This is a genomic window from Thioclava indica, assembly GCF_000714545.1.
In the GTDB taxonomy this organism is placed as follows: domain Bacteria; phylum Pseudomonadota; class Alphaproteobacteria; order Rhodobacterales; family Rhodobacteraceae; genus Thioclava; species Thioclava indica.
On record NZ_AUNB01000021.1, the window covers coordinates 1 to 17,896 of the forward strand.

30 protein-coding genes are annotated in these 17,896 nt (G+C 57.9%); 28 read left to right on the forward strand and 2 right to left on the reverse strand.

The window, feature by feature from the left end:
* Nucleotides 1-238 precede the first annotated feature (238 nt).
* The 4 genes from rpsJ to DT23_RS07945 are packed head-to-tail and all read left to right on the forward strand — an operon-like array spanning nt 239 to nt 2,349.
* The gene (rpsJ, locus tag DT23_RS07930) at nt 239-547 is read left to right on the forward strand and encodes a 30S ribosomal protein S10 (RefSeq protein ID WP_038130254.1); all 309 of its coding nucleotides are present in this window, start codon (nt 239-241) and stop codon (nt 545-547) included.
* Between the two features lie 10 nt (nt 548-557).
* Nucleotides 558-1,424 (forward strand): 50S ribosomal protein L3, encoded by an 867-nt coding sequence (rplC, locus tag DT23_RS07935; RefSeq protein WP_038130255.1) that lies wholly within the window; start codon nt 558-560, stop codon nt 1,422-1,424.
* The gene (gene rplD, locus DT23_RS07940; RefSeq protein WP_038130256.1) at nt 1,421-2,041 is read left to right on the forward strand and encodes a 50S ribosomal protein L4; all 621 of its coding nucleotides are present in this window, start codon (nt 1,421-1,423) and stop codon (nt 2,039-2,041) included. Before rplC ends, rplD begins: the two co-directional genes overlap by 4 nt.
* 11 nt (nt 2,042-2,052) lie before the next feature.
* On the forward strand, nt 2,053-2,349 hold the full coding sequence (locus tag DT23_RS07945; protein WP_038130351.1) for a 50S ribosomal protein L23: 297 nt from the start codon (nt 2,053-2,055) through the stop codon (nt 2,347-2,349).
* A gap of 88 nt (nt 2,350-2,437) precedes the next feature.
* Here the strand turns inward: DT23_RS07945 and DT23_RS07950 are convergent, their stop codons facing one another.
* Nucleotides 2,438-2,689, reverse strand: a complete 252-nt coding sequence (locus tag DT23_RS07950; protein WP_240473572.1) for an SH3 domain-containing protein — start codon at nt 2,687-2,689, stop codon at nt 2,438-2,440.
* Nucleotides 2,690-3,009: 320 nt separating this feature from the next.
* On the opposite strand from DT23_RS07950, the gene rplB reads away from it, so the two are divergent.
* The 6 genes from rplB (at nt 3,010) to DT23_RS07985 (ending at nt 7,008) form a co-directional block, all read left to right on the forward strand.
* Nucleotides 3,010-3,849 carry a 50S ribosomal protein L2 gene (gene rplB / locus DT23_RS07955; protein ID WP_038130259.1) on the forward strand — a complete coding sequence of 280 codons (840 nt, stop codon included), beginning with the start codon at nt 3,010-3,012 and terminating at the stop codon, nt 3,847-3,849.
* Between the two features lie 3 nt (nt 3,850-3,852).
* On the forward strand, nt 3,853-4,131 hold the full coding sequence (rpsS, locus tag DT23_RS07960; RefSeq protein WP_038130260.1) for a 30S ribosomal protein S19: 279 nt from the start codon (nt 3,853-3,855) through the stop codon (nt 4,129-4,131).
* Nucleotides 4,132-4,136: 5 nt separating this feature from the next.
* Nucleotides 4,137-4,517: a 50S ribosomal protein L22 gene (gene rplV, locus DT23_RS07965; protein WP_038130262.1), complete on the forward strand. Its 381-nt coding sequence runs from the start codon at nt 4,137-4,139 to the stop codon at nt 4,515-4,517.
* The gene (gene rpsC, locus DT23_RS07970) at nt 4,517-5,227 is read left to right on the forward strand and encodes a 30S ribosomal protein S3 (protein WP_038130264.1); all 711 of its coding nucleotides are present in this window, start codon (nt 4,517-4,519) and stop codon (nt 5,225-5,227) included. Before rplV ends, rpsC begins: the two co-directional genes overlap by 1 nt.
* A gap of 14 nt (nt 5,228-5,241) precedes the next feature.
* On the forward strand, nt 5,242-5,655 hold the full coding sequence (gene rplP / locus DT23_RS07975) for a 50S ribosomal protein L16 (RefSeq protein WP_038130266.1): 414 nt from the start codon (nt 5,242-5,244) through the stop codon (nt 5,653-5,655).
* 420 nt (nt 5,656-6,075) lie between these two features.
* A complete protein-coding gene (locus DT23_RS07985) occupies nt 6,076-7,008 on the forward strand; it encodes a hypothetical protein (protein WP_038130270.1) in 933 nt (310 codons plus the stop codon).
* 117 nt (nt 7,009-7,125) lie between these two features.
* Here DT23_RS07985 and DT23_RS07990 read toward each other — a convergent pair whose 3' ends face one another.
* Nucleotides 7,126-7,857 carry a 2OG-Fe(II) oxygenase family protein gene (locus tag DT23_RS07990; protein WP_081847008.1) on the reverse strand — a complete coding sequence of 244 codons (732 nt, stop codon included), beginning with the start codon at nt 7,855-7,857 and terminating at the stop codon, nt 7,126-7,128.
* A 190-nt stretch (nt 7,858-8,047) separates the two neighbouring features.
* Here DT23_RS07990 and rpmC point away from each other — a divergent pair, with 190 nt between their 5' ends.
* The 18 genes from rpmC (at nt 8,048) to DT23_RS08075 (ending at nt 17,835) form a co-directional block, all read left to right on the forward strand.
* Nucleotides 8,048-8,248, forward strand: a complete 201-nt coding sequence (gene rpmC / locus DT23_RS07995) for a 50S ribosomal protein L29 (protein WP_038130271.1) — start codon at nt 8,048-8,050, stop codon at nt 8,246-8,248.
* Between the two features lie 11 nt (nt 8,249-8,259).
* Nucleotides 8,260-8,490 (forward strand): 30S ribosomal protein S17, encoded by a 231-nt coding sequence (rpsQ, locus tag DT23_RS08000; protein WP_038130273.1) that lies wholly within the window; start codon nt 8,260-8,262, stop codon nt 8,488-8,490.
* Nucleotides 8,491-8,571: 81 nt separating this feature from the next.
* Nucleotides 8,572-8,940 carry a 50S ribosomal protein L14 gene (gene rplN, locus DT23_RS08005; protein ID WP_038130275.1) on the forward strand — a complete coding sequence of 123 codons (369 nt, stop codon included), beginning with the start codon at nt 8,572-8,574 and terminating at the stop codon, nt 8,938-8,940.
* Nucleotides 8,940-9,245, forward strand: a complete 306-nt coding sequence (gene rplX / locus DT23_RS08010; RefSeq protein WP_038130277.1) for a 50S ribosomal protein L24 — start codon at nt 8,940-8,942, stop codon at nt 9,243-9,245. The genes rplN and rplX overlap by 1 nt, the downstream gene beginning before the upstream one ends.
* A complete protein-coding gene (gene rplE, locus DT23_RS08015; RefSeq protein ID WP_038130279.1) occupies nt 9,245-9,802 on the forward strand; it encodes a 50S ribosomal protein L5 in 558 nt (185 codons plus the stop codon). The genes rplX and rplE overlap by 1 nt, the downstream gene beginning before the upstream one ends.
* 18 nt (nt 9,803-9,820) lie before the next feature.
* Nucleotides 9,821-10,126 (forward strand): 30S ribosomal protein S14, encoded by a 306-nt coding sequence (gene rpsN / locus DT23_RS08020; protein ID WP_038130280.1) that lies wholly within the window; start codon nt 9,821-9,823, stop codon nt 10,124-10,126.
* A gap of 13 nt (nt 10,127-10,139) precedes the next feature.
* The gene (rpsH, locus tag DT23_RS08025; protein WP_205618228.1) at nt 10,140-10,538 is read left to right on the forward strand and encodes a 30S ribosomal protein S8; all 399 of its coding nucleotides are present in this window, start codon (nt 10,140-10,142) and stop codon (nt 10,536-10,538) included.
* A 10-nt stretch (nt 10,539-10,548) separates the two neighbouring features.
* Complete coding sequence (rplF, locus tag DT23_RS08030) at nt 10,549-11,082, forward strand: 50S ribosomal protein L6 (RefSeq protein ID WP_038130284.1); 534 nt, start codon at nt 10,549-10,551, stop codon at nt 11,080-11,082.
* Between the two features lie 11 nt (nt 11,083-11,093).
* Complete coding sequence (gene rplR / locus DT23_RS08035; protein WP_038130286.1) at nt 11,094-11,453, forward strand: 50S ribosomal protein L18; 360 nt, start codon at nt 11,094-11,096, stop codon at nt 11,451-11,453.
* Between the two features lie 112 nt (nt 11,454-11,565).
* Nucleotides 11,566-12,132, forward strand: coding sequence for a 30S ribosomal protein S5 (gene rpsE, locus DT23_RS08040; protein ID WP_038130288.1), 567 nt, complete (start codon nt 11,566-11,568; stop codon nt 12,130-12,132).
* 12 nt (nt 12,133-12,144) lie between these two features.
* Nucleotides 12,145-12,333 carry a 50S ribosomal protein L30 gene (rpmD, locus tag DT23_RS08045; protein ID WP_038130290.1) on the forward strand — a complete coding sequence of 63 codons (189 nt, stop codon included), beginning with the start codon at nt 12,145-12,147 and terminating at the stop codon, nt 12,331-12,333.
* Nucleotides 12,334-12,611: 278 nt separating this feature from the next.
* Complete coding sequence (locus DT23_RS19425) at nt 12,612-12,842, forward strand: hypothetical protein (RefSeq protein WP_156023889.1); 231 nt, start codon at nt 12,612-12,614, stop codon at nt 12,840-12,842.
* 284 nt (nt 12,843-13,126) lie between these two features.
* Entirely contained in the window at nt 13,127-13,594 is a 468-nt protein-coding gene (gene rplO / locus DT23_RS08050) for a 50S ribosomal protein L15 (RefSeq protein ID WP_038130292.1), read from the forward strand.
* Nucleotides 13,595-13,698: 104 nt separating this feature from the next.
* Complete coding sequence (gene secY, locus DT23_RS08055; protein WP_038130293.1) at nt 13,699-15,063, forward strand: preprotein translocase subunit SecY; 1,365 nt, start codon at nt 13,699-13,701, stop codon at nt 15,061-15,063.
* Nucleotides 15,064-15,087: 24 nt separating this feature from the next.
* Nucleotides 15,088-15,741, forward strand: coding sequence for an adenylate kinase (locus DT23_RS08060; protein ID WP_038130295.1), 654 nt, complete (start codon nt 15,088-15,090; stop codon nt 15,739-15,741).
* A 184-nt stretch (nt 15,742-15,925) separates the two neighbouring features.
* A complete protein-coding gene (gene rpsM / locus DT23_RS08065; RefSeq protein ID WP_038130297.1) occupies nt 15,926-16,294 on the forward strand; it encodes a 30S ribosomal protein S13 in 369 nt (122 codons plus the stop codon).
* 15 nt (nt 16,295-16,309) lie between these two features.
* Nucleotides 16,310-16,699: a 30S ribosomal protein S11 gene (rpsK, locus tag DT23_RS08070; protein ID WP_038130299.1), complete on the forward strand. Its 390-nt coding sequence runs from the start codon at nt 16,310-16,312 to the stop codon at nt 16,697-16,699.
* 119 nt (nt 16,700-16,818) lie between these two features.
* Complete coding sequence (locus tag DT23_RS08075) at nt 16,819-17,835, forward strand: DNA-directed RNA polymerase subunit alpha (RefSeq protein WP_038130301.1); 1,017 nt, start codon at nt 16,819-16,821, stop codon at nt 17,833-17,835.
* Nucleotides 17,836-17,896 lie beyond the last annotated feature (61 nt).

Sequence of the window (17,896 nt, forward strand, 5' to 3'; positions counted from 1 at the left end):
CGTGGTGTCGAAAATCCTCGCTTGATTGAAGGGTTCGGGGCCGGGTTGCCGGCCTTGAAAACCTGACAGCGAAGAAGAATTTGGATGGTGCGCTGCAAGGCGCGCCATTCGCTCTTGACAGACTCAGGGCAGCCCCGTAGGGGACGCCTCTGATCTAGCTTAGATTAAAGGTTCGATGCAGGCGCGCATGAGGTGTCGTCTGCCTCTCAATCTTCACGCCATGCGAGAGGCATGACACATGAACGGCCAAAATATCCGTATCCGGCTCAAGGCGTTCGATTTCCGTGTGCTGGACGCCAGCACTCAAGAAATCGTTAACACCGCAAAACGCACGGGTGCTACGGTGCGCGGGCCCATCCCGCTGCCCAATAAAATTGAGAAATTCACGGTTCTGCGTGGTCCGCACATCGACAAGAAGTCGCGCGACCAGTGGGAAATCCGTACGCATAAGCGTCTTCTCGACATCGTCGATCCGACCCCGCAAACCGTGGACGCGCTGATGAAGCTCGACCTGGCTGCCGGTGTCGACGTCGAGATCAAGGTGTAAGGAGGGTCACATGCTTCGTACTGGTATTATTGCCAAGAAGTTGGGTATGACCCGGCTTTTCCTTGAAGATGGCCGCCAGGTTCCGGTGACCGTTCTTCAACTCGACAGCTTGCAGGTTGTTGCACAGCGCACCGCCGACTCGGATGGCTACACCGCCGTTCAGCTTGGCGCGGGCGAGGCGAAAGCCAAGCGCACGACCGCTGCAATGCGTGGTCACTTCGCCAAGGCGAATGTGGCGCCCAAGCGCAAGGTCGCGGAATTCCGCGTCGCCGCCGAAAACCTGATCGAAGTGGGTGAGGAAATCACCGCCGATCATTACTTTGAAGGTCAGTTCGTGGATATCGCGGGCACTTCGATCGGTAAGGGGTTTGCGGGCGCCATGAAGCGTCACAACTTCGGCGGTCTGCGCGCCACGCACGGCGTGTCGATCAGCCACCGTTCGCACGGTTCGACCGGTCAGTGTCAAGATCCGGGCAAGGTGTTCAAAGGCAAGAAAATGGCTGGCCACATGGGCGCTGCCCGCGTGACGACCCAAAACCTGCAAGTGGTGAAAACCGATGCAGATCGTGGTCTGATCATGGTCAAAGGCTCGGTTCCCGGTTCCAAAGGTGGTTGGGTGACGGTCAAGGATGCGGTGAAAAAGCCGATCTCTGATAATGTGATCTATCCGGCTGCGCTGAAATCAGCTGCTGAAGCTGCGCATAAGGCTGCTGAAGCTGCTGCCGCCGCTGCCGCCGCCGAGGAAGAAGCTGCACGTCAGGCCGCTGAGGCCGAAGCTGCTGCAGCCGAAGCCGCCGCGCTCAAGGACGCCGAAGCATCGATCGAGGCCGATAAGGCCGAAGGTAGCGATGCTGCGCCTGAAGGAGACAAAGAATGAAACTCGATGTGATCAAGCTCGACGCCGGTAAATCCGGTTCGATCGACCTCGCCGACGAGATCTTTGGGCTCGAGCCGCGCGCCGACATCCTGCACCGTGTGGTGCGCTGGCAGCGTGCGAAAGCACAGGCTGGCACCCACTCGACGCTGGGTCGCGCGGACGTGTCCTACTCGACCAAGAAGATCTATCGCCAAAAGGGTACGGGCGGCGCACGCCACGGCTCGCGCAAGGCTCCGATCTTCCGCAAAGGTGGCGTCTATAAAGGCCCGACCCCGCGCAGCCACGCTCACGACCTGCCCAAGAAGTTCCGGGCGCTCGGTCTGAAGCATGCGCTGTCGTCCAAAGCCGCAACCGGCAATCTGATCGTTCTGGAGAACGCTGAGATGGCAGGGTCCAAAACCAAGGATCTGGCAAAAGCTGCCAAGGAGCTGGGTTGGAAGCGCGTTCTGGTGATCGACGGGGCCGAGGTGAATGAAAACTTCGCCAAAGCCGCGCGCAACCTCGAAGGCATCGACGTGCTGCCCTCGATGGGTGCCAACGTGTATGATATCCTCAAGCGTGACACTCTGGTGATCACGAAGGCGGGTATCGAAGCTCTGGAGGCCCGTCTGAAATGAGCAAGCCTGAAATGAATGCGAAACCCGAACATTACGACGTGATCGTCAAGCCGATCATCACCGAGAAAGCCACGATGGCCTCGGAGCATGGTGCGGTGGTTTTCGAAGTGTCGAAAGACAGCTCGAAACCGCAGATCAAAGAAGCCGTCGAAACCCTTTTCGGCGTCAAGGTGAAGGCGGTTAACACCACCATCATCAAAGGCAAAACCAAGCGTTTCCGTGGCACCCCCGGTCGCCGCTCGGACGTGAAAAAAGCCTATGTGACGCTTGAAGAAGGCAACACGATCGACGTCTCCACCGGCCTGTAATCCGGCTGAGGCAAGACATTGGAAAGGTCCTCGCGCAAGCGGGGGCCTTTTTGTTTGCGGGAGAGAGAAGGGGCCAATGCCCCGCGCCTCACTTCTCGCGCAGATAACTTTCCGAGACATAGCCCTTAAGGCCGCGCGCGCGCTCAAGCGTGACCTCGCACCAGCGCGTATTGCCAAGGCGCTGACAGCTCTGCACCTTGACCCGCGTACCGTTGGGCAGCCCTACGATCACCTTGTATCCGACACCCGGACCTTCACGCATCTTGAGCATATCCCCGCCCTTGACGCCGGTGACCTCATAGCTGCCGCGCCAACTATCGGCGAGAGCGGGGAGGGCCATCAGGTTCGCTGCAATGAGCGCGGTTATCAGCGCGACTCTTCGCGTTGGGATTCGGGTTGGGTACATCGGTTTCTCCTGTTATGTCTAATGCCTCGCCCGCCAGTTTGCCTGTTGCGTGTGCCAAGCGCCAGTTCCTCGCGCAATTGAGCGCAAAACAAGGGCGCGCCTATAGACACCTCCCCACATCCCTGCTAGCTACGCGCCAGTCTCGTGGCCTCGGATTCGTTCCGGGGCCTGTGACTTTTGCATTCGGGGACCTTCGGGGCCCTACACATAAGCAGGCGGGGCAACCCGTCTCAAGCTAACGGAAGACAGAAAGCATGGCACTCAAGTCGTATAAACCGACGACGCCGGGCCAGCGTGGGCTGGTTCTGATCGACCGTTCGGAGCTTTGGAAAGGCCGTCCGGTCAAAGCCCTCACAGAGGGTTTGACCAAGACTGGTGGCCGGAACAACACCGGGCGGATCACGATGTGGCACAAAGGTGGTGGCGCAAAGCGTCTCTATCGCATCGTCGATTTCAAACGTCGCAAATTTGACATCTCGGCCACGGTCGAGCGTATCGAATACGATCCCAACCGCACTGCCTTTATCGCGCTCGTGCGCTATGAAGACAATGAAGTTGCTTATATCCTCGCACCCCAGCGTCTTGCTTTGGGTGACCGCGTGATCGCATCGGCCAAGGCCGACGTGAAGCCCGGCAACGCGATGCCCTTCTCGGGCATGCCGATCGGGACGATTGTTCACAACGTCGAACTCAAGCCCGGCAAAGGCGGCCAGATCGCACGCGCCGCAGGCACCTACGCCCAGTTCGTGGGTCGTGACGGTGGCTACGCACAGTTGCGTTTGTCCTCGGGCGAGCTGCGTCTTGTGCGTCAGGAATGCATGGCCACCATCGGTGCCGTGTCCAACGCCGATCATAGCAACCAAAACCTCGGTAAAGCCGGTCGTAAGCGCCACATGGGCGTGCGTCCGACCGTTCGCGGTGTTGCAATGAACCCGATCGACCACCCGCATGGTGGTGGTGAAGGTCGCACTTCGGGTGGCCGTCATCCTGTTACGCCGTGGGGCAAGCCGACCAAAGGCAAGCGCACCCGCGTCAACAAGAAGACGGACCAGTACATCCTGCGTTCGCGTCACGCGAAGAAAAAGGGTCGTTAAGATATGTCTCGTTCTGTTTGGAAAGGCCCTTTCGTTGACGCCTATCTGCTGAAAAAAGCAGAGAAGTCGCGCGATGCGGGCAAAAACGATGTGATCAAGATCTGGTCGCGTCGCTCCACCATCCTGCCGCAATTCGTGGGTCTCACGTTTGCAGTGTATAACGGCCACAAGCATATCCCGGTGAACGTCACCGAGGAAATGATCGGCCAGAAATTCGGTGAATACTCGCCGACCCGCACCTATTACGGGCATGCGGCTGACAAAAAAGCCAAGAGGAAGTAATCGTCATGGGTAAGGAAAAGAATCCGCGCCGCGTGGCGGACAACGAAGCAATGGCAAAAACCAAAATGCTTCGCACCTCGCCGCAAAAGCTCAACCTTGTTGCTGCGATGATCCGCGGTAAAAAGGTCGACAAAGCTCTCACCGATCTGACCTTCTCGAAGAAGCGGATCGCGGGCGACGTCAAGAAATGCCTGCAATCGGCAATCGCCAACGCTGAGAACAACCACGGTCTTGACGTGGACGAGCTTGTCGTTGTCGAAGCCTGGGTTGGCAAAAACCTGGTGATGAAGCGTGGCCGTCCGCGGGCACGGGGCCGTTTCGGCAAGATCATGAAGCCGTTTTCGGAAATCACCATCAAGGTGCGTCAGATCGAGGAGCAAGCGTAATGGGTCAGAAGGTCAATCCGATCGGCATGCGCCTCCAGGTCAACCGCACCTGGGATAGCCGCTGGTACGCCGACACCAAAGACTACGGCAACCTGCTGCTGGAAGATCTCAAAATCCGCGAGTTCATCCACAAGGAAGCCAAGCAGGCCGGCGTCAGCCGCGTCATCATCGAGCGTCCGCACAAGAAATGCCGTGTGACCATTCACGCAGCACGTCCGGGCGTCATCATCGGCAAGAAAGGCGCAGACATTGAATCGCTGCGCAAGAAGCTGGCGAACTTCACCGACAGCGAGCTGCACCTGAACATCGTCGAAATCCGCAAGCCGGAACTCGACGCGCAGCTTGTGGCCGAGTCGATCGCTCAGCAGCTTGAGCGTCGTGTTTCGTTCCGTCGCGCGATGAAGCGCTCGGTGCAAAACGCAATGCGCATCGGTGCACTGGGTATTCGTGTGAACGTCGCTGGCCGTCTTGGCGGCGCCGAGATCGCGCGTACCGAGTGGTATCGTGAGGGTCGCGTGCCGCTGCACACCCTGCGTGCCGATATCGACTACGCCTTGTCCGAAGCCATGACCCCTTACGGGATCATCGGGATCAAGGTGTGGATCTTCAAAGGCGAGATCATGGAACATGATCCGCAAGCTCGCGACCGCAAGCACGCTGAGGCCCAAGAGGGTCCGGCACCGCGCGGCCCGCGTCGCGATCATCGCTGAGGGAGTAGATAGTCATGCTGCAACCGAAACGGACGAAATTCCGCAAGATGCACAAAGGCCGCATTCACGGCGAAGCCAAAGGCGGCTTCGACTTGAACTTCGGTCACTTCGGCCTCAAGGCCACCGCTCCCGAGCGCGTCACGGCACGCCAGATCGAGGCGGCTCGCCGCGCGATCACGCGTCACATGAAGCGTCAGGGCCGTGTTTGGATCCGGATCTTCCCGGATACCCCGGTGACCGCGAAGCCGACCGAAGTGCGTATGGGTAAAGGTAAGGGTTCGGTCGATTACTGGGCCGCCCGCGTCAAACCCGGCCGCGTCATGTTCGAGATCGACGGCGTCAACGAGACCATCGCCCGCGAGGCTCTGCGCCTCGGCGCTGCGAAACTCTCGGTCGCCTGCCGTATCGTCGAGCGTCAGGACTGGTAATAAGGGCGTAGCTGTCACTGGCAGCTACGACCCCGCATGGTGTAGGCAAAATCGCAGATTTTGGCCGGGCCATGCTCCGGTTCTAATGACAGACAAACGAAAGCCCCGCCGGAAACGGTGGGGCTTTTGGTTTGTGGGGAGGATGCCAGCTTAGAGTCCACTTCCCTGATTTTCTGCAACGCAACTGATGTCCGCAGTCATGGCATCGATGCAAACCTTCACCAACAGCCTAGATTTTGAACACGGGCTGTGGCAACGTCAAACGATGCGGTTTGCGATTGTTCCCACCGGAAGCGATGTTAATGAGATGCGCTATCGTTTAAGCAGCTGTTTGGCTGTGCTTATAGGCATCTCACACGGTCCTGCGACGTAAGGATCTGACCACAACGATTTAGTGTACCGGAAAGTCTTTACATTACTATGACTGAAGCCAGCTCTCAGCCTCCCATTGATACCCGAAACCTCGACTTCGAGTGGATTCGACAAGAGGTAGAAGCTGCGAATGGCAGCTTCTACGAAACCGAACACCACGTCATCACTCATGTGCCGGGCCAAGAACGGCTGGTGGTGAGCTTTGACAACCTAGCTTCCTTGGAGGCTCAAGGACCTCGAAAGCCTTGGGGATATGAGATGGTGCGGGAGCGGCAATGGGGATCACTCGGAGTGATGATCAAGGCTAAGGATTGGTTCCGCTCGATCGAGCTTTCTAGCTATCTGACGGAGTTGCGCGATCAAGGCCTGTTTTCCAGCTATCCGGCTGTTTCCATGTACGGGTCGTCGATGGGCGGTTACGGTGCCTGCTTGTTCGCGCCGTTGGCTCCCGGCTGCACGGTCGTAGCTTTTGCGCCCCAATCGTCGCTTTCTGCTCAAGATGCACCGTTTGAGAAACGCTATCGTTATGCACGCCGCAATTATGACTGGACTAGGCCCGAATGGCGCGACGCCGCACAGGGCCTGCCACATGCCGGCAAGGCGTATCTTATCTATGACCCGACCGTGTCCGAGGACCAGCTGCATGCACGACGCCTCCATGGATCAAAAGTCATCGACCTTGCTTGGCCTGATCTCACTCATAAGGTGCCGCCCAGCTTAAAGCGGATGGGAATTCTGAAACCAGTGTCTCTAGGAATGCTAGAAGGTTCAATGACAAAGACACAGTTCCACAAATTGCTTCGCGTAAGAATGAAAACGTCTGTTTATGTCCATCGCATGCTTGAGCGCGCCAGCGCCAAGGGGCATCACGCGTTGGTAGAGCAAGCAATTTCTGGTTTGCCAACTGATGTTGTTAACTGGAAAATTCGCCAATTACGCCGTCAAAACAGCCGAATGGCTCATGCTGTGCCGGCGCTATAACCTTCGCATGGCCCACACCGGCCACCTAAAACTACCATTTGCGGAGTGAGTTCATCGAAGCCGACATTGGGGCAACCGCAGAGAATTCAAAGCCCATATCGAACTTCACGCCCAACCTCACTCCACCCACTTATAATTAAAACTTACCGAGATCCGCTCCTCCTCGGCCATGTTCATCGGCACCTCGTGGCGCAGCCAGCTTTCCCAGAGCAGCACCTCGCCGATCTCGGGTTTGATGTAGATGAAGGGTTGCAACTCGCGGCGGGCGGTTTTTATGCGGGTGGGGGCGGCCATCATCATCGCAAGGCGCGGGTCTTCGAGTTTGAGCGCCGAAGCCCCCTCGGGCATCGCGACATAGGTGGTGCCGGAAATCACCGAATGGGGGTGGATGTGGGACGAATGGGTGCCGCCCTCGGGCAGGATGTTGATCCAGATATCTTCGAGCACCAGCTTGCCCTCGCCGAGATCGAATTCCAGATCCTTGGCAAAACCCGCGACATGTTTGTCCAGCGCCTTCACGATGTCCTTGAAGATCGGAAAGCGCCAGGGCAGGTCGGTCAGCGAGGCGTAGCTGGTATAGCCGGGGTAGTCGTTCTCCTCGCACCATTGCTGGCCGGCCTCGTCATCCTCGGCGATGGCATAGCACGAGTGTTCCAGCTCTGCGGTGTCGGTTTTCGGCGCATAGGCCGACAGCGGCGCGCGATAGAGGCGGGTGGCAAACAGCGACTCGATCTGCGATGCTGCGCCGGCTTTGCCGGCAGATTTGGCCGCGGCCTTCTCGCTGGCTTTTGCGTCGGCTTTTTTCGCGGCTTTCGCGGGCGATTTGGATTTGGATTTCGATTTGGACATGGGCTTTTCCGGACTCGATAGGGTAGGGGTTGCCTGCGTGCTTACGCCAAAGCGGGGCAAAGGCCAATGAATCCTTGCCATCCTCGATTCGCTCTGTTAGATGCCGCGAGTTCCTGACAACAGGACCGACATAACCCATCAGATCAAGGGTCACCCTAAGGGGCCCTCTGATGCCAAGAAAGGACCCGGGATGAACGCCCAAGAACTCAAGGCTAAGACGCCTGATGAGCTGAAAGACGAGCTCGTTTCGCTGAAAAAGGAAGCCTTCAACCTCCGCTTCCAGCAAGCCACCGGTCAACTCGAGAACACCGCGCGTATGCGCAAAGTTCGCCGCAATGTTGCGCGGATCAAGACCGTGTTGAACCACAAAGCTGCTGAAGCCGCGAACTAAGGAGAGCTTCCATGCCCAAACGTATCCTTCAAGGCACCGTGACCTCGGACAAAAACAACCAAACCATCACGGTTTCGGTTGAGCGCCGCTTCACGCATCCGGTTCTCAAAAAGACGATCCGGAAATCCAAGAAATACCGCGCCCATGACGCGGCTAACCAATTCAAGACCGGTGACATTGTTCGTATCGAAGAATGCGCGCCGATCTCGAAGACCAAGCGTTGGACGGTCGTCACGGCCTAACGGCCAAGACGAGCGTTCAGCTCAATCGAAACCCTGGGGCCCCTGACTGCACGGTGGTCCCCATAGGTCGGGAGAAACCTAATGATCCAGATGCAGACCAATCTGGATGTTGCTGACAACTCCGGCGCTCGCCGAGTTCAGTGCATCAAGGTCCTGGGTGGTTCGCACCGTCGCTACGCGTCGGTTGGCGATGTCATCGTCGTTTCCGTCAAGGAAGCCATCCCGCGCGGCCGCGTTAAAAAAGGGGACGTCCGTAAGGCCGTCGTCGTACGCACCGCCAAAGAAGTTCGTCGTGAAGATGGCACCGCCATCCGTTTCGACCGCAACGCTGCCGTCATCTTGGGTAACAGTGGTGAGCCGGTCGGTACCCGTATCTTCGGGCCGGTCGTGCGCGAGTTGCGCGCAAAGAACTTCATGAAGATCATCTCGCTTGCTCCGGAGGTGCTGTAATGGCTGCTAAGCTCCGTAAAGGTGACAAGGTCATCGTGCTTGCTGGCAAAGACAAAGGTAAGCAGGGGGAAATCACCTCTGTCTCGCCCAAAGCCGGCAAAGCCGTCGTGGCAGACGTGAACGTCTCCATCCGTCACACCCGTCAGACCCAGACCGAACAGGGTGGTCGCCAGCCCAAGGCTATGCCGATCGACCTGTCGAACCTGTCGCTGATGGACAAAAATGGCAAAGCCACGCGCGTCGGCTTCCGTGAGGAAGACGGCAAGAAAGTGCGCTTCGCCAAGACCACTGGGGAGGCGATCTGATGCTCGATCAAGCAAGCTATACGCCGCGCCTTAAGGCCGTTTATACCGACCAGATTCGCGCCGCGATGAAAGAAGAGTTCGGCTATAAGAACGACATGCAGATCCCGCGTCTGGACAAGATCGTCCTGAACATGGGTGTCGGTGAAGCCGTCAAGGACACCAAGAAGGTCAAGCACGCCGCCGAGGAGCTGACGCTCATCGCTGGTCAAAAGGCCGTCATGACCATGGCGAAAAAGTCGATCGCTGGTTTCCGCGTTCGGGAAGAAATGCCGCTGGGCTGCAAAGTCACGCTGCGTGGCGACCGGATGTATGAATTCCTCGACCGCCTGATCAACGTCGCAATGCCGCGCGTGCGTGACTTCCGTGGCGTGAAACCGTCCTTTGATGGTCGTGGCAACTTTGCCATGGGCCTGAAAGAACAGATCGTGTTCCCCGAAATCGACTTTGATAAAGTCGACGAAGTGCTGGGCATGGACATCATCATCTGCACCACGTCCAACGTGGATGCCGAAGCGAAATCGCTGTTGAAGCTTTTCAACATGCCGTTCAACAGCTGATCGCGGGGAGAGAGATTAATGGCTAAGAAATCCATGGTTGCGCGCGAAGTGAAGCGTCAAAAACTGGTCAAACAGTATGCGACGAAGCGCGCCGCGCTTAAGGAAATCATCGCGGATCAAGAACGTCCGATGGAAGAGCGTTTCAAAGCGTCTCTGAAGCTCGCCGAACTGCCCCGCAACTCGTCGGCTGTCCGCCTTCACAATCGTTGTGAACTGACCGGCCGCCCCCACGCTTACTACCGTAAGCTTAAACTCTCGCGGATCATGCTGCGCGAACTGGCCTCCTACGGTCAGATCCCCGGCATGGTAAAGTCGAGCTGGTAAGGGAGACCGAGATATGTCTATGAACGATCCCCTCGGCGATATGCTGACCCGCATCCGCAACGCGCAAATGCGCGGTAAATCCACCGTCCGCACCCCGGCCTCCAAGCTGCGCGCCTGGGTTCTCGATGTGCTCGCGGACGAGGGCTATATTCGCGGTTATGAAGCCGCTTCGACTGCCGCAGGGCACCCGGAGCTTGAAATCAGCCTGAAGTACTACGAAGGCACCCCCGTTATTCGCGAACTCAAGCGCGTGTCGACCCCCGGTCGTCGTGTGTATATGGGCGCGAAGGATGTGCCGACGGTTCGTCAGGGTCTGGGCGTTTCCATCGTCTCGACCTCTAAAGGTGTGATGTCTGACGCGTCCGCACGCACTGCCAATGTTGGCGGTGAAGTGCTCTGCACCGTGTTCTAAGGAGGGCTCAATGTCTCGTATTGGTAAAAAACCGGTCGAGCTTCCCAGCGGCGTTACAGCGTCTCTGTCGGGCCAGACCATCGAAGTGAAGGGCGCCAAGGGCACCCGCACATTCACTGCCACGGATGACGTGACCTTCACGATTGAAGAGAACGCCGTCAAAATCACGCCGCGCGGCTCGTCCAAGCGTGCGCGCCAGCAGTGGGGTATGACCCGCTCGCAGGTTGCGAACCTTGTGCAGGGCGTCTCGGAAGGTTTCAAGAAAGAGCTTGAAATCCAAGGGGTTGGTTATCGTGCGCAGATGCAGGGCAATGTCCTGAAGCTGTCGCTTGGTTACTCGCACGAAGTGAACTTCGAGGTTCCGCAAGGGGTGACCGTTACGGCCCCCAAGCAAACCGAAATCGTTGTGGAAGGTATCGACCAGCAGCAGGTGGGCCAAGTTGCGGCCAACATCCGCGAGTGGCGCGCACCCGAGCCCTATAAGGGCAAAGGTATTCGCTACAAGGGCGAGTATGTCTTCCGCAAAGAAGGCAAGAAGAAGTAAGGGGCGCAAAAATGGCAAACAGCAAAAGAGATCTGTTCCTCAAGCGCCGCCTGCGCGTCCGGAACAAACTGCGCAAGATGGCCGCTGGTCGCGCCCGTCTTTCGGTGCATCGTTCGTCCAAGAACATCAGCGTTCAGCTGATCGACGACGTGAACGGTGTGACGTTGGCTTCGGCCTCGACGCTCGAAAAAGATTTCGGTGTCGTGGGCAAGAACAACGTCGAAGCAGCCACCAAAATCGGTGCTGCGATCGCTGAGCGCGCCAAGAAAGCCGGTGTCGAAGCCTGTTATTTCGACCGCGGCGGCTTCCTCTTTCACGGCAAGATCAAGGCTTTGGCCGATGCTGCGCGTGAAGGTGGCTTGAAGTTCTAAGATTGGTGGGGGACGTTCGCGTCCCCCCGATGATCCGGGGGCGTTCCTGTAGCGGCCCACTTGGATTGACATAACTGGCGTGCAAGCGCGCCATCTTGAAAGGATTTGCCACATGGCAGAACGTGATAACCGTCGGGGCCGCCAGGATCGCGACGAGACTCCGGAATTCGCAGATCGCCTGGTTGCGATCAACCGCGTCTCCAAAACCGTTAAAGGTGGTAAGCGCTTCGGCTTTGCTGCTCTCGTCGTTGTTGGCGATCAGCGCGGCCGCGTCGGTTTCGGCAAGGGTAAGGCCAAAGAGGTCCCCGAGGCGATCCGCAAGGCAACTGAATCCGCCAAGCGCAACATGATCCGCGTGCCGCTACGCGACGGTCGCACCCTGCACCACGATATCGAGGGCCGTCACGGCGCTGGTAAAGTGGTCATGCGCACCGCTCCGGCTGGTACCGGGATCATCGCCGGTGGTCCGATGCGTGCTGTGTTCGAGATGCTCGGTGTTCAGGACGTTGTTGCGAAGTCGATCGGCTCGCAGAACCCCTATAACATGATCCGCGCCACGCTCGACGGTCTTGGCAAAGAAGCCAGCCCCCGTCAGGTGGCTGCGCGTCGTGGCAAGAAAGTCGCCGACATCCTGAAAAAACCCGAGGCCGAGGCACCCGCCGAAGCTGCGGAAGCGTAAGGAGAACGGACAATGGCTAAAACTATCGTCGTAAAACAGATCGGCTCGCCGATCCGTCGCCCCGCGATTCAAGCCGCGACCCTCAAAGGTCTGGGCCTGAACAAGATGAACCGCACCCGCGAACTTGAAGACACCCCCGCCGTGCGCGGCATGGTCGCCAAGATCCCGCACATGGTGAAAATCATCGAAGAGCGCGGCTGAGCGTAAGCTTGGTTTGGTAAAGATAGAGACGCCCCGGTTGGAAACAGCCGGGGCGTGTTTTGTTTTCATTGCGTCTAATCAGTAATTGGCGAGCTCGGAGAGGTTGGAGATGGTTGAGGAATATTCAACCAAATAAGTTTTGACTTTGTCGCTGTCGGAAATCTTGACCAAGGATCACACGATAAGCGTGCAATCGCATCATCCCGTAAGTTGTCGATTGCCGCGCGTATATGGGGCACTTTGGCAGCGCATTCTTCGAGAGGATAGACTCGCTCGCCATGTACGATTTTGTTCCTCCACGTTATCGCTTCCTTCGCTTGGGACCAGTGAGCCTCCGTAACTATCGTTTGAAGCGTTTTGTGGTCCCTGTCGAAAATATCGTAAAGCGTCTTGATGTGTTCAAAGCCTCCTCTTCCGAAAATTGCATCGCAATGCTTGGTGGTGAAACCTCGATTTATAAGCCCGAAGCGGACAATCCTTTTCGCGGTTTTCTCAAAGACGAACGTTGACGCCAGCATACTTTCGGCCTGATGTCCGTTGTCCTGTAGCGTGTCCAGACGCGAACATACTTCGGAATAGCCTTGGGTGATTGGATACATGAATTACTACCTTCAGAATAAGTTAAGATCTCATTGTGTGTCGTGTTTGGTAGCGAAATAATGTATCTCTTGAATGAGGTCTGCAAGACGTCTATACGCCCCCGGTGGCCCTGTGCCCGCATAAGAATCAATCACGAAAAGCCGTGTCCCACCCAAAACGCTTCGATGGTGGTGTTCCGGCAAGGAGAAGCGACATGAAACTGCATGAACTAAGCGACAATCCCGGCGCTGCGAAGAAAGCCAAGCGCGTTGCGCGTGGTCCCGGCTCGGGCAAGGGTAAGATGGCTGGCCGTGGTATCAAAGGTCAGAAATCGCGTTCCGGTGTGGCTCTGAACGGCTACGAAGGCGGCCAGATGCCGCTCTATCGCCGTTTGCCCAAGCGTGGCTTCACGCCCCCGAATGCAAAGAAATTCAACGTGGTGAACCTCGGCCAGATCGAGAAATTCATCGCCGAAGGTAAACTCGACGGCAAAGCCGAGATCACCGAAGACGCGCTGATCGCAGCGGGTCTGGTGCGTCGCAAGCTGGATGGTGTGCGTGTGTTGGCCAAAGGCGAGCTGACCTCGAAGGTCACGATCACCGTCACCGGCGCTTCGAAATCCGCGATTGACGCGGTCGAAAAGGCTGGCGGCAAGATCACGGTGGCGACTGCTGCTGAATAAGCTGTTGTGAGCGGGCGCGCGCCCGATTACACAGTCTTAGTTTTCCAAGGCGCCGCCCGACCGGGAAACGGTCTGGCGGCTGCTTACATGAAAGAGACAGGCATATGGCATCTGCTGCAGAGCAAATGGCGGCGAACCTGAGCTGGGACGCCCTGGGCAAAGCCACCGAGCTTCGCCAGCGCATCTTCTTCACTATCGGTTTGCTGATCATCTACCGTTTGGGCACCTACATTCCGGTCCCCGGCATCGACGCGCAATCGCTGCGTGACTTCATGCAAAGCGCCGGCTCGGGTCTGGGCGGGGTGCTGTCGATGTTCACCGGCGGCGCGCTGGGGCGGATGGGCGTGTTTGCGCTTGGCATCATGCCCTACATCTCGGCCTCGATCATCATCCAGCTGCTGACCGCCTTGGTCCCCGCGCTGGAGCAGATGAAGAAAGAGGGCGAGCAGGGCCGCAAAAAGATCAACCAGATCACGCGCTATTCGACCGTTGCTTTGGCGACGTTTCAGGCGTGGGGTTTGGCCGTAAGCCTTGAAAAAGGCGATCTGGCGCATGATCCGGGCCTGTTCTTTGTTGCCGCTGTGGTGGTGACGCTGGTGGGCGGCACGATGTTTTTGATGTGGATGGGCGAGCAGATCACCGCGCGCGGCATCGGCAACGGCATCTCGCTGATCATCTTTACCGGCATCGTGGCGGAAATTCCCGCAGCCCTTGCGCGCTTCCTAGAGCAGGGCCGGGCGGGTGCGATCTCGACCCCGGTGATCCTTGGCGTGATCGTGATGATCGCTTTGGTGATTACCTTTGTGGTGTTCATGGAACGCGCCTTGCGCAAGATCCATATTCAATACCCGCGCCGTCAGGTTGGCATGAAGGTCTATGATGGCGGCTCCAGCCATCTGCCGATCAAGGTCAACCCCGCAGGCGTTATCCCGGCGATCTTTGCCAGCTCTCTGTTGCTGCTGCCGACGACGATCGCGACTTTCTCGGGCTCCAATACCGGCCCTGTGATGTCGACGATCCTGGCTTATTTCGGGCCGGGTCAGCCGCTGTATCTGCTGTTCTACGTCGCGATGATCGTGTTCTTTGCCTATTTCTACACCGCCAACGTGTCGTTCAAATCCGACGAGGTGGCCGAGAATCTGAAGAACCAAGGCGGTTTCGTGCCCGGCATTCGCCCCGGCAAAAAGACCGAGGACTATCTCGATTACGTTGTCTCGCGCATTCTGGTGATCGGTGCCGGCTATCTGGCGGCTGTCTGTCTGCTGCCCGAGATCCTGCGTTCGCAGCTTTCGATCCCGTTCTATTTCGGCGGCACCTCGGTGCTGATCGTTGTGTCGGTGGCGATGGATACGATCAACCAGATCCAGTCGCATCTGTTGGCCCATCAATATGAAGGGCTGATCGAGCGTTCGCAACTGCGCGGTCGTGGCAAGAAGAAAGGGCCGCGCAAGCCGCCCGCACGCCGCTAAATCGAGATATCGGGGACACAGACGATGACCAATATTATCCTTTTGGGACCGCCCGGCGCTGGCAAGGGCACCCAAGCCCGCCGTTTGGTCGAAGAGCGCGGCATGGTGCAGCTGTCAACCGGCGACATGCTGCGCGAAGCCAAGGACTCGGGCACCGAGATGGGCAACAAGGTTGCCGAGGTGATGGCCAAGGGTCAGCTTGTGACCGATGAGATCGTGATCGGGTTGATCGAAGAGAAACTGGCCGCCGATGAGGGGGCAGGGTTCATTTTTGACGGCTTCCCGCGCACCTTGGGGCAGGCCGATGCGCTGGGGCGGTTGCTGTCGCGTATGGGCCAAAAGCTGGACGCGGTGATCGAGATGCAGGTCGATGACGAGGCGCTCGTCAAACGCATCACCGGGCGCTTCACCTGTGGCGATTGCGGCGAGGTCTATCACGACGAAACCAAGCCGACGAAAGTTGCGGGCAAGTGCGATGTGTGCGGGTCCACGAACCTCAAACGGCGCGCGGATGACAACGAGGAAAGCCTGCGCACCCGCTTGATGGAATATTACAAAAAGACCTCACCGTTGATTGGCTATTACTATCACGCGGGCGAGTTGTTCCAGATTGATGGTCTGGCCGAAATGAGCGCGGTTTCGCAGGCAATCTCACGTGTTCTCGATCAGCAGAGCTAATCTGTTAAACAAAGCTTGACCCTGCGGGCGTTTGCCTCTAGGTCACGGCGTCTCTTGTCAGAATCGTTTCCGCTTGGGAAAGATTCTTCGGGGAAGAAATCACGGGCCCGAAGCGCCAGTTTCGGGCCTTGTGTTGTGAAAAAAGGTTCTGGGATCACGGAACCGCAACGAAAGGATAAACGCTTTGGCACGTATTGCTGGCGTCAACATTCCGACCGGGAAACGCGTCCCGATCGCACTCACCTACATCACCGGAATCGGTCAACACACAGCGCGTCAAATCTGCGAAGCCGTTGGTATCGATTCGACCCGTCGCGTCAACGAGCTGTCCGACAGCGAAGTGCTTGCCATCCGTGAGTATATCGACGCCAATCTGACCGTCGAAGGCGATCTGCGTCGTGAGACCCAGATGAACATCAAGCGTCTGATGGACCTCGGCTGCTATCGCGGTCTGCGTCATCGTCGCAACCTGCCCGTGCGCGGCCAGCGCACCCATACCAACGCGCGCACGCGCAAAGGTCCGGCGAAAGCTATCGCTGGCAAGAAGAAGTAAGGGGAGGCAGGACAGATGGCTCGTGAAAAAGTTCGCGCTAAGCGCAAGGAACGTAAAAATATCGCCACTGGTGTTGTGCATGTGAACTCCTCGTTCAACAACACCAAGATTCTGATTTCGGACGTGCAGGGCAACGCGATTTCGTGGAGCTCGGCTGGCACGATGGGTTTCAAAGGCTCGCGTAAATCGACGCCTTATGCTGCCCAGATGGCTGCCGAAGATGCTGCCAAAAAGGCGCAGGATCACGGTCTCAAGACCGTTGATGTCGAAGTTCAAGGCCCCGGTTCGGGTCGTGAGTCGGCTCTGCGTGCGCTGGCGGCTGTTGGTCTGCAAGTGACCTCGATCCGCGACGTGACGCCGATGGCGCATAACGGTTGCCGCCCGCCGAAGCGTCGCCGCGTCTGATCTAAGTTTCAACGGCCGGGCCGTGCGGGATTGCCGCGCGGCCCGACCGTGTTTTTCGGTTTTTTCCTCGGGCGTCCCGACTTTGGACATGGGTCTGGGACAAGTATGGAGGCAAACGCATGATCCACAAGAATTGGGCCGAATTGATTAAGCCCACGCAGCTTGACGTGAAGCCGGGCAATGACCCGCTGCGCCAGGCGACCATCGTAGCGGAACCGCTGGAGCGCGGCTTTGGCCTGACGCTGGGCAACGCGCTGCGTCGTGTGCTGCTCAGCTCGCTGCAGGGCGCTGCGATCACCAGCGTTCAGATTGACAACGTGCTGCACGAGTTCTCGTCCGTTGCCGGTGTGCGTGAAGACGTGACCGACATGGTGCTGAACCTTAAGGGTGTGGCGCTGCGTATGGATGTCGAAGGGCCCAAGCGCCTCTCGATCTCGGCCAAAGGGCCGGGCGTGGTTACGGCTGGCGACATCACCGAGACTTCTGGCATCGAAGTGCTCAACAAAGAGCATGTGATCTGCCATCTCGATGACGGCGCCGATCTGTTCATGGAACTGACCGTCAACACGGGCAAGGGCTATGTTGCAGCCGACAAAAACCGTCCCGAAGATGCGCCGATCGGTCTGATCCCGATTGATGCGATCTACTCGCCGGTCAAAAAGGTTGCCTACGAAGTCCACCCGACCCGCGAAGGTCAGGTTCTGGATTATGACAAGCTGACGATGAAGGTCGAAACCGACGGCTCGCTGTCGGCAGATGATGCGGTGGCATTCGCGGCGCGCATCCTGCAAGACCAGCTGTCGATCTTCGTCAACTTCGACGAGCCGGAATCGGCTGGCAAGCAAGACGCGGATGACGGTCTCGAGTTCAACCCGCTTCTGCTCAAGAAAGTGGACGAGCTGGAATTGTCGGTGCGTTCGGCAAACTGCCTCAAGAACGACAACATCGTGTATATCGGCGATCTGATCCAGAAAACTGAAGCAGAGATGCTGCGCACGCCGAACTTCGGGCGCAAGTCGCTTAACGAGATCAAGGAAGTGCTTTCGGGCATGGGCCTGCATCTCGGGATGGAAGTCGAAGACTGGCCGCCGGAAAACATCGAAGATCTGGCCAAACGTTTCGAAGACCAGTTCTGATTGACGAATAGGGGGGCGTTGGATAAACGCCCCTCACAAATGCCCGGACCTGCCGGGGACG

Excerpts from the sequence above, each read along its gene's own strand:
- rpsJ (WP_038130254.1), top strand. The coding sequence starts at position 239 with ATGAACGGCCAAAATATCCGTATCCGGCTCAAGGCGTTCGATTTCCGT.
- rplC (WP_038130255.1), top strand. The coding sequence starts at position 558 with ATGCTTCGTACTGGTATTATTGCCAAGAAGTTGGGTATGACCCGGCTT.
- rplD (WP_038130256.1), top strand. The coding sequence starts at position 1,421 with ATGAAACTCGATGTGATCAAGCTCGACGCCGGTAAATCCGGTTCGATC.
- DT23_RS07945 (WP_038130351.1), top strand. The coding sequence starts at position 2,053 with ATGAATGCGAAACCCGAACATTACGACGTGATCGTCAAGCCGATCATC.
- DT23_RS07950 (WP_240473572.1), bottom strand. The coding sequence starts at position 2,689 with ATGGCCCTCCCCGCTCTCGCCGATAGTTGGCGCGGCAGCTATGAGGTC.
- rplB (WP_038130259.1), top strand. The coding sequence starts at position 3,010 with ATGGCACTCAAGTCGTATAAACCGACGACGCCGGGCCAGCGTGGGCTG.
- rpsS (WP_038130260.1), top strand. The coding sequence starts at position 3,853 with ATGTCTCGTTCTGTTTGGAAAGGCCCTTTCGTTGACGCCTATCTGCTG.
- rplV (WP_038130262.1), top strand. The coding sequence starts at position 4,137 with ATGGGTAAGGAAAAGAATCCGCGCCGCGTGGCGGACAACGAAGCAATG.
- rpsC (WP_038130264.1), top strand. The coding sequence starts at position 4,517 with ATGGGTCAGAAGGTCAATCCGATCGGCATGCGCCTCCAGGTCAACCGC.
- rplP (WP_038130266.1), top strand. The coding sequence starts at position 5,242 with ATGCTGCAACCGAAACGGACGAAATTCCGCAAGATGCACAAAGGCCGC.
- DT23_RS07985 (WP_038130270.1), top strand. The coding sequence starts at position 6,076 with ATGACTGAAGCCAGCTCTCAGCCTCCCATTGATACCCGAAACCTCGAC.
- DT23_RS07990 (WP_081847008.1), bottom strand. The coding sequence starts at position 7,857 with ATGTCCAAATCGAAATCCAAATCCAAATCGCCCGCGAAAGCCGCGAAA.
- rpmC (WP_038130271.1), top strand. The coding sequence starts at position 8,048 with ATGAACGCCCAAGAACTCAAGGCTAAGACGCCTGATGAGCTGAAAGAC.
- rpsQ (WP_038130273.1), top strand. The coding sequence starts at position 8,260 with ATGCCCAAACGTATCCTTCAAGGCACCGTGACCTCGGACAAAAACAAC.
- rplN (WP_038130275.1), top strand. The coding sequence starts at position 8,572 with ATGATCCAGATGCAGACCAATCTGGATGTTGCTGACAACTCCGGCGCT.
- rplX (WP_038130277.1), top strand. The coding sequence starts at position 8,940 with ATGGCTGCTAAGCTCCGTAAAGGTGACAAGGTCATCGTGCTTGCTGGC.
- rplE (WP_038130279.1), top strand. The coding sequence starts at position 9,245 with ATGCTCGATCAAGCAAGCTATACGCCGCGCCTTAAGGCCGTTTATACC.
- rpsN (WP_038130280.1), top strand. The coding sequence starts at position 9,821 with ATGGCTAAGAAATCCATGGTTGCGCGCGAAGTGAAGCGTCAAAAACTG.
- rpsH (WP_205618228.1), top strand. The coding sequence starts at position 10,140 with ATGTCTATGAACGATCCCCTCGGCGATATGCTGACCCGCATCCGCAAC.
- rplF (WP_038130284.1), top strand. The coding sequence starts at position 10,549 with ATGTCTCGTATTGGTAAAAAACCGGTCGAGCTTCCCAGCGGCGTTACA.
- rplR (WP_038130286.1), top strand. The coding sequence starts at position 11,094 with ATGGCAAACAGCAAAAGAGATCTGTTCCTCAAGCGCCGCCTGCGCGTC.
- rpsE (WP_038130288.1), top strand. The coding sequence starts at position 11,566 with ATGGCAGAACGTGATAACCGTCGGGGCCGCCAGGATCGCGACGAGACT.
- rpmD (WP_038130290.1), top strand. The coding sequence starts at position 12,145 with ATGGCTAAAACTATCGTCGTAAAACAGATCGGCTCGCCGATCCGTCGC.
- DT23_RS19425 (WP_156023889.1), top strand. The coding sequence starts at position 12,612 with ATGTACGATTTTGTTCCTCCACGTTATCGCTTCCTTCGCTTGGGACCA.
- rplO (WP_038130292.1), top strand. The coding sequence starts at position 13,127 with ATGAAACTGCATGAACTAAGCGACAATCCCGGCGCTGCGAAGAAAGCC.
- secY (WP_038130293.1), top strand. The coding sequence starts at position 13,699 with ATGGCATCTGCTGCAGAGCAAATGGCGGCGAACCTGAGCTGGGACGCC.
- DT23_RS08060 (WP_038130295.1), top strand. The coding sequence starts at position 15,088 with ATGACCAATATTATCCTTTTGGGACCGCCCGGCGCTGGCAAGGGCACC.
- rpsK (WP_038130299.1), top strand. The coding sequence starts at position 16,310 with ATGGCTCGTGAAAAAGTTCGCGCTAAGCGCAAGGAACGTAAAAATATC.
- DT23_RS08075 (WP_038130301.1), top strand. The coding sequence starts at position 16,819 with ATGATCCACAAGAATTGGGCCGAATTGATTAAGCCCACGCAGCTTGAC.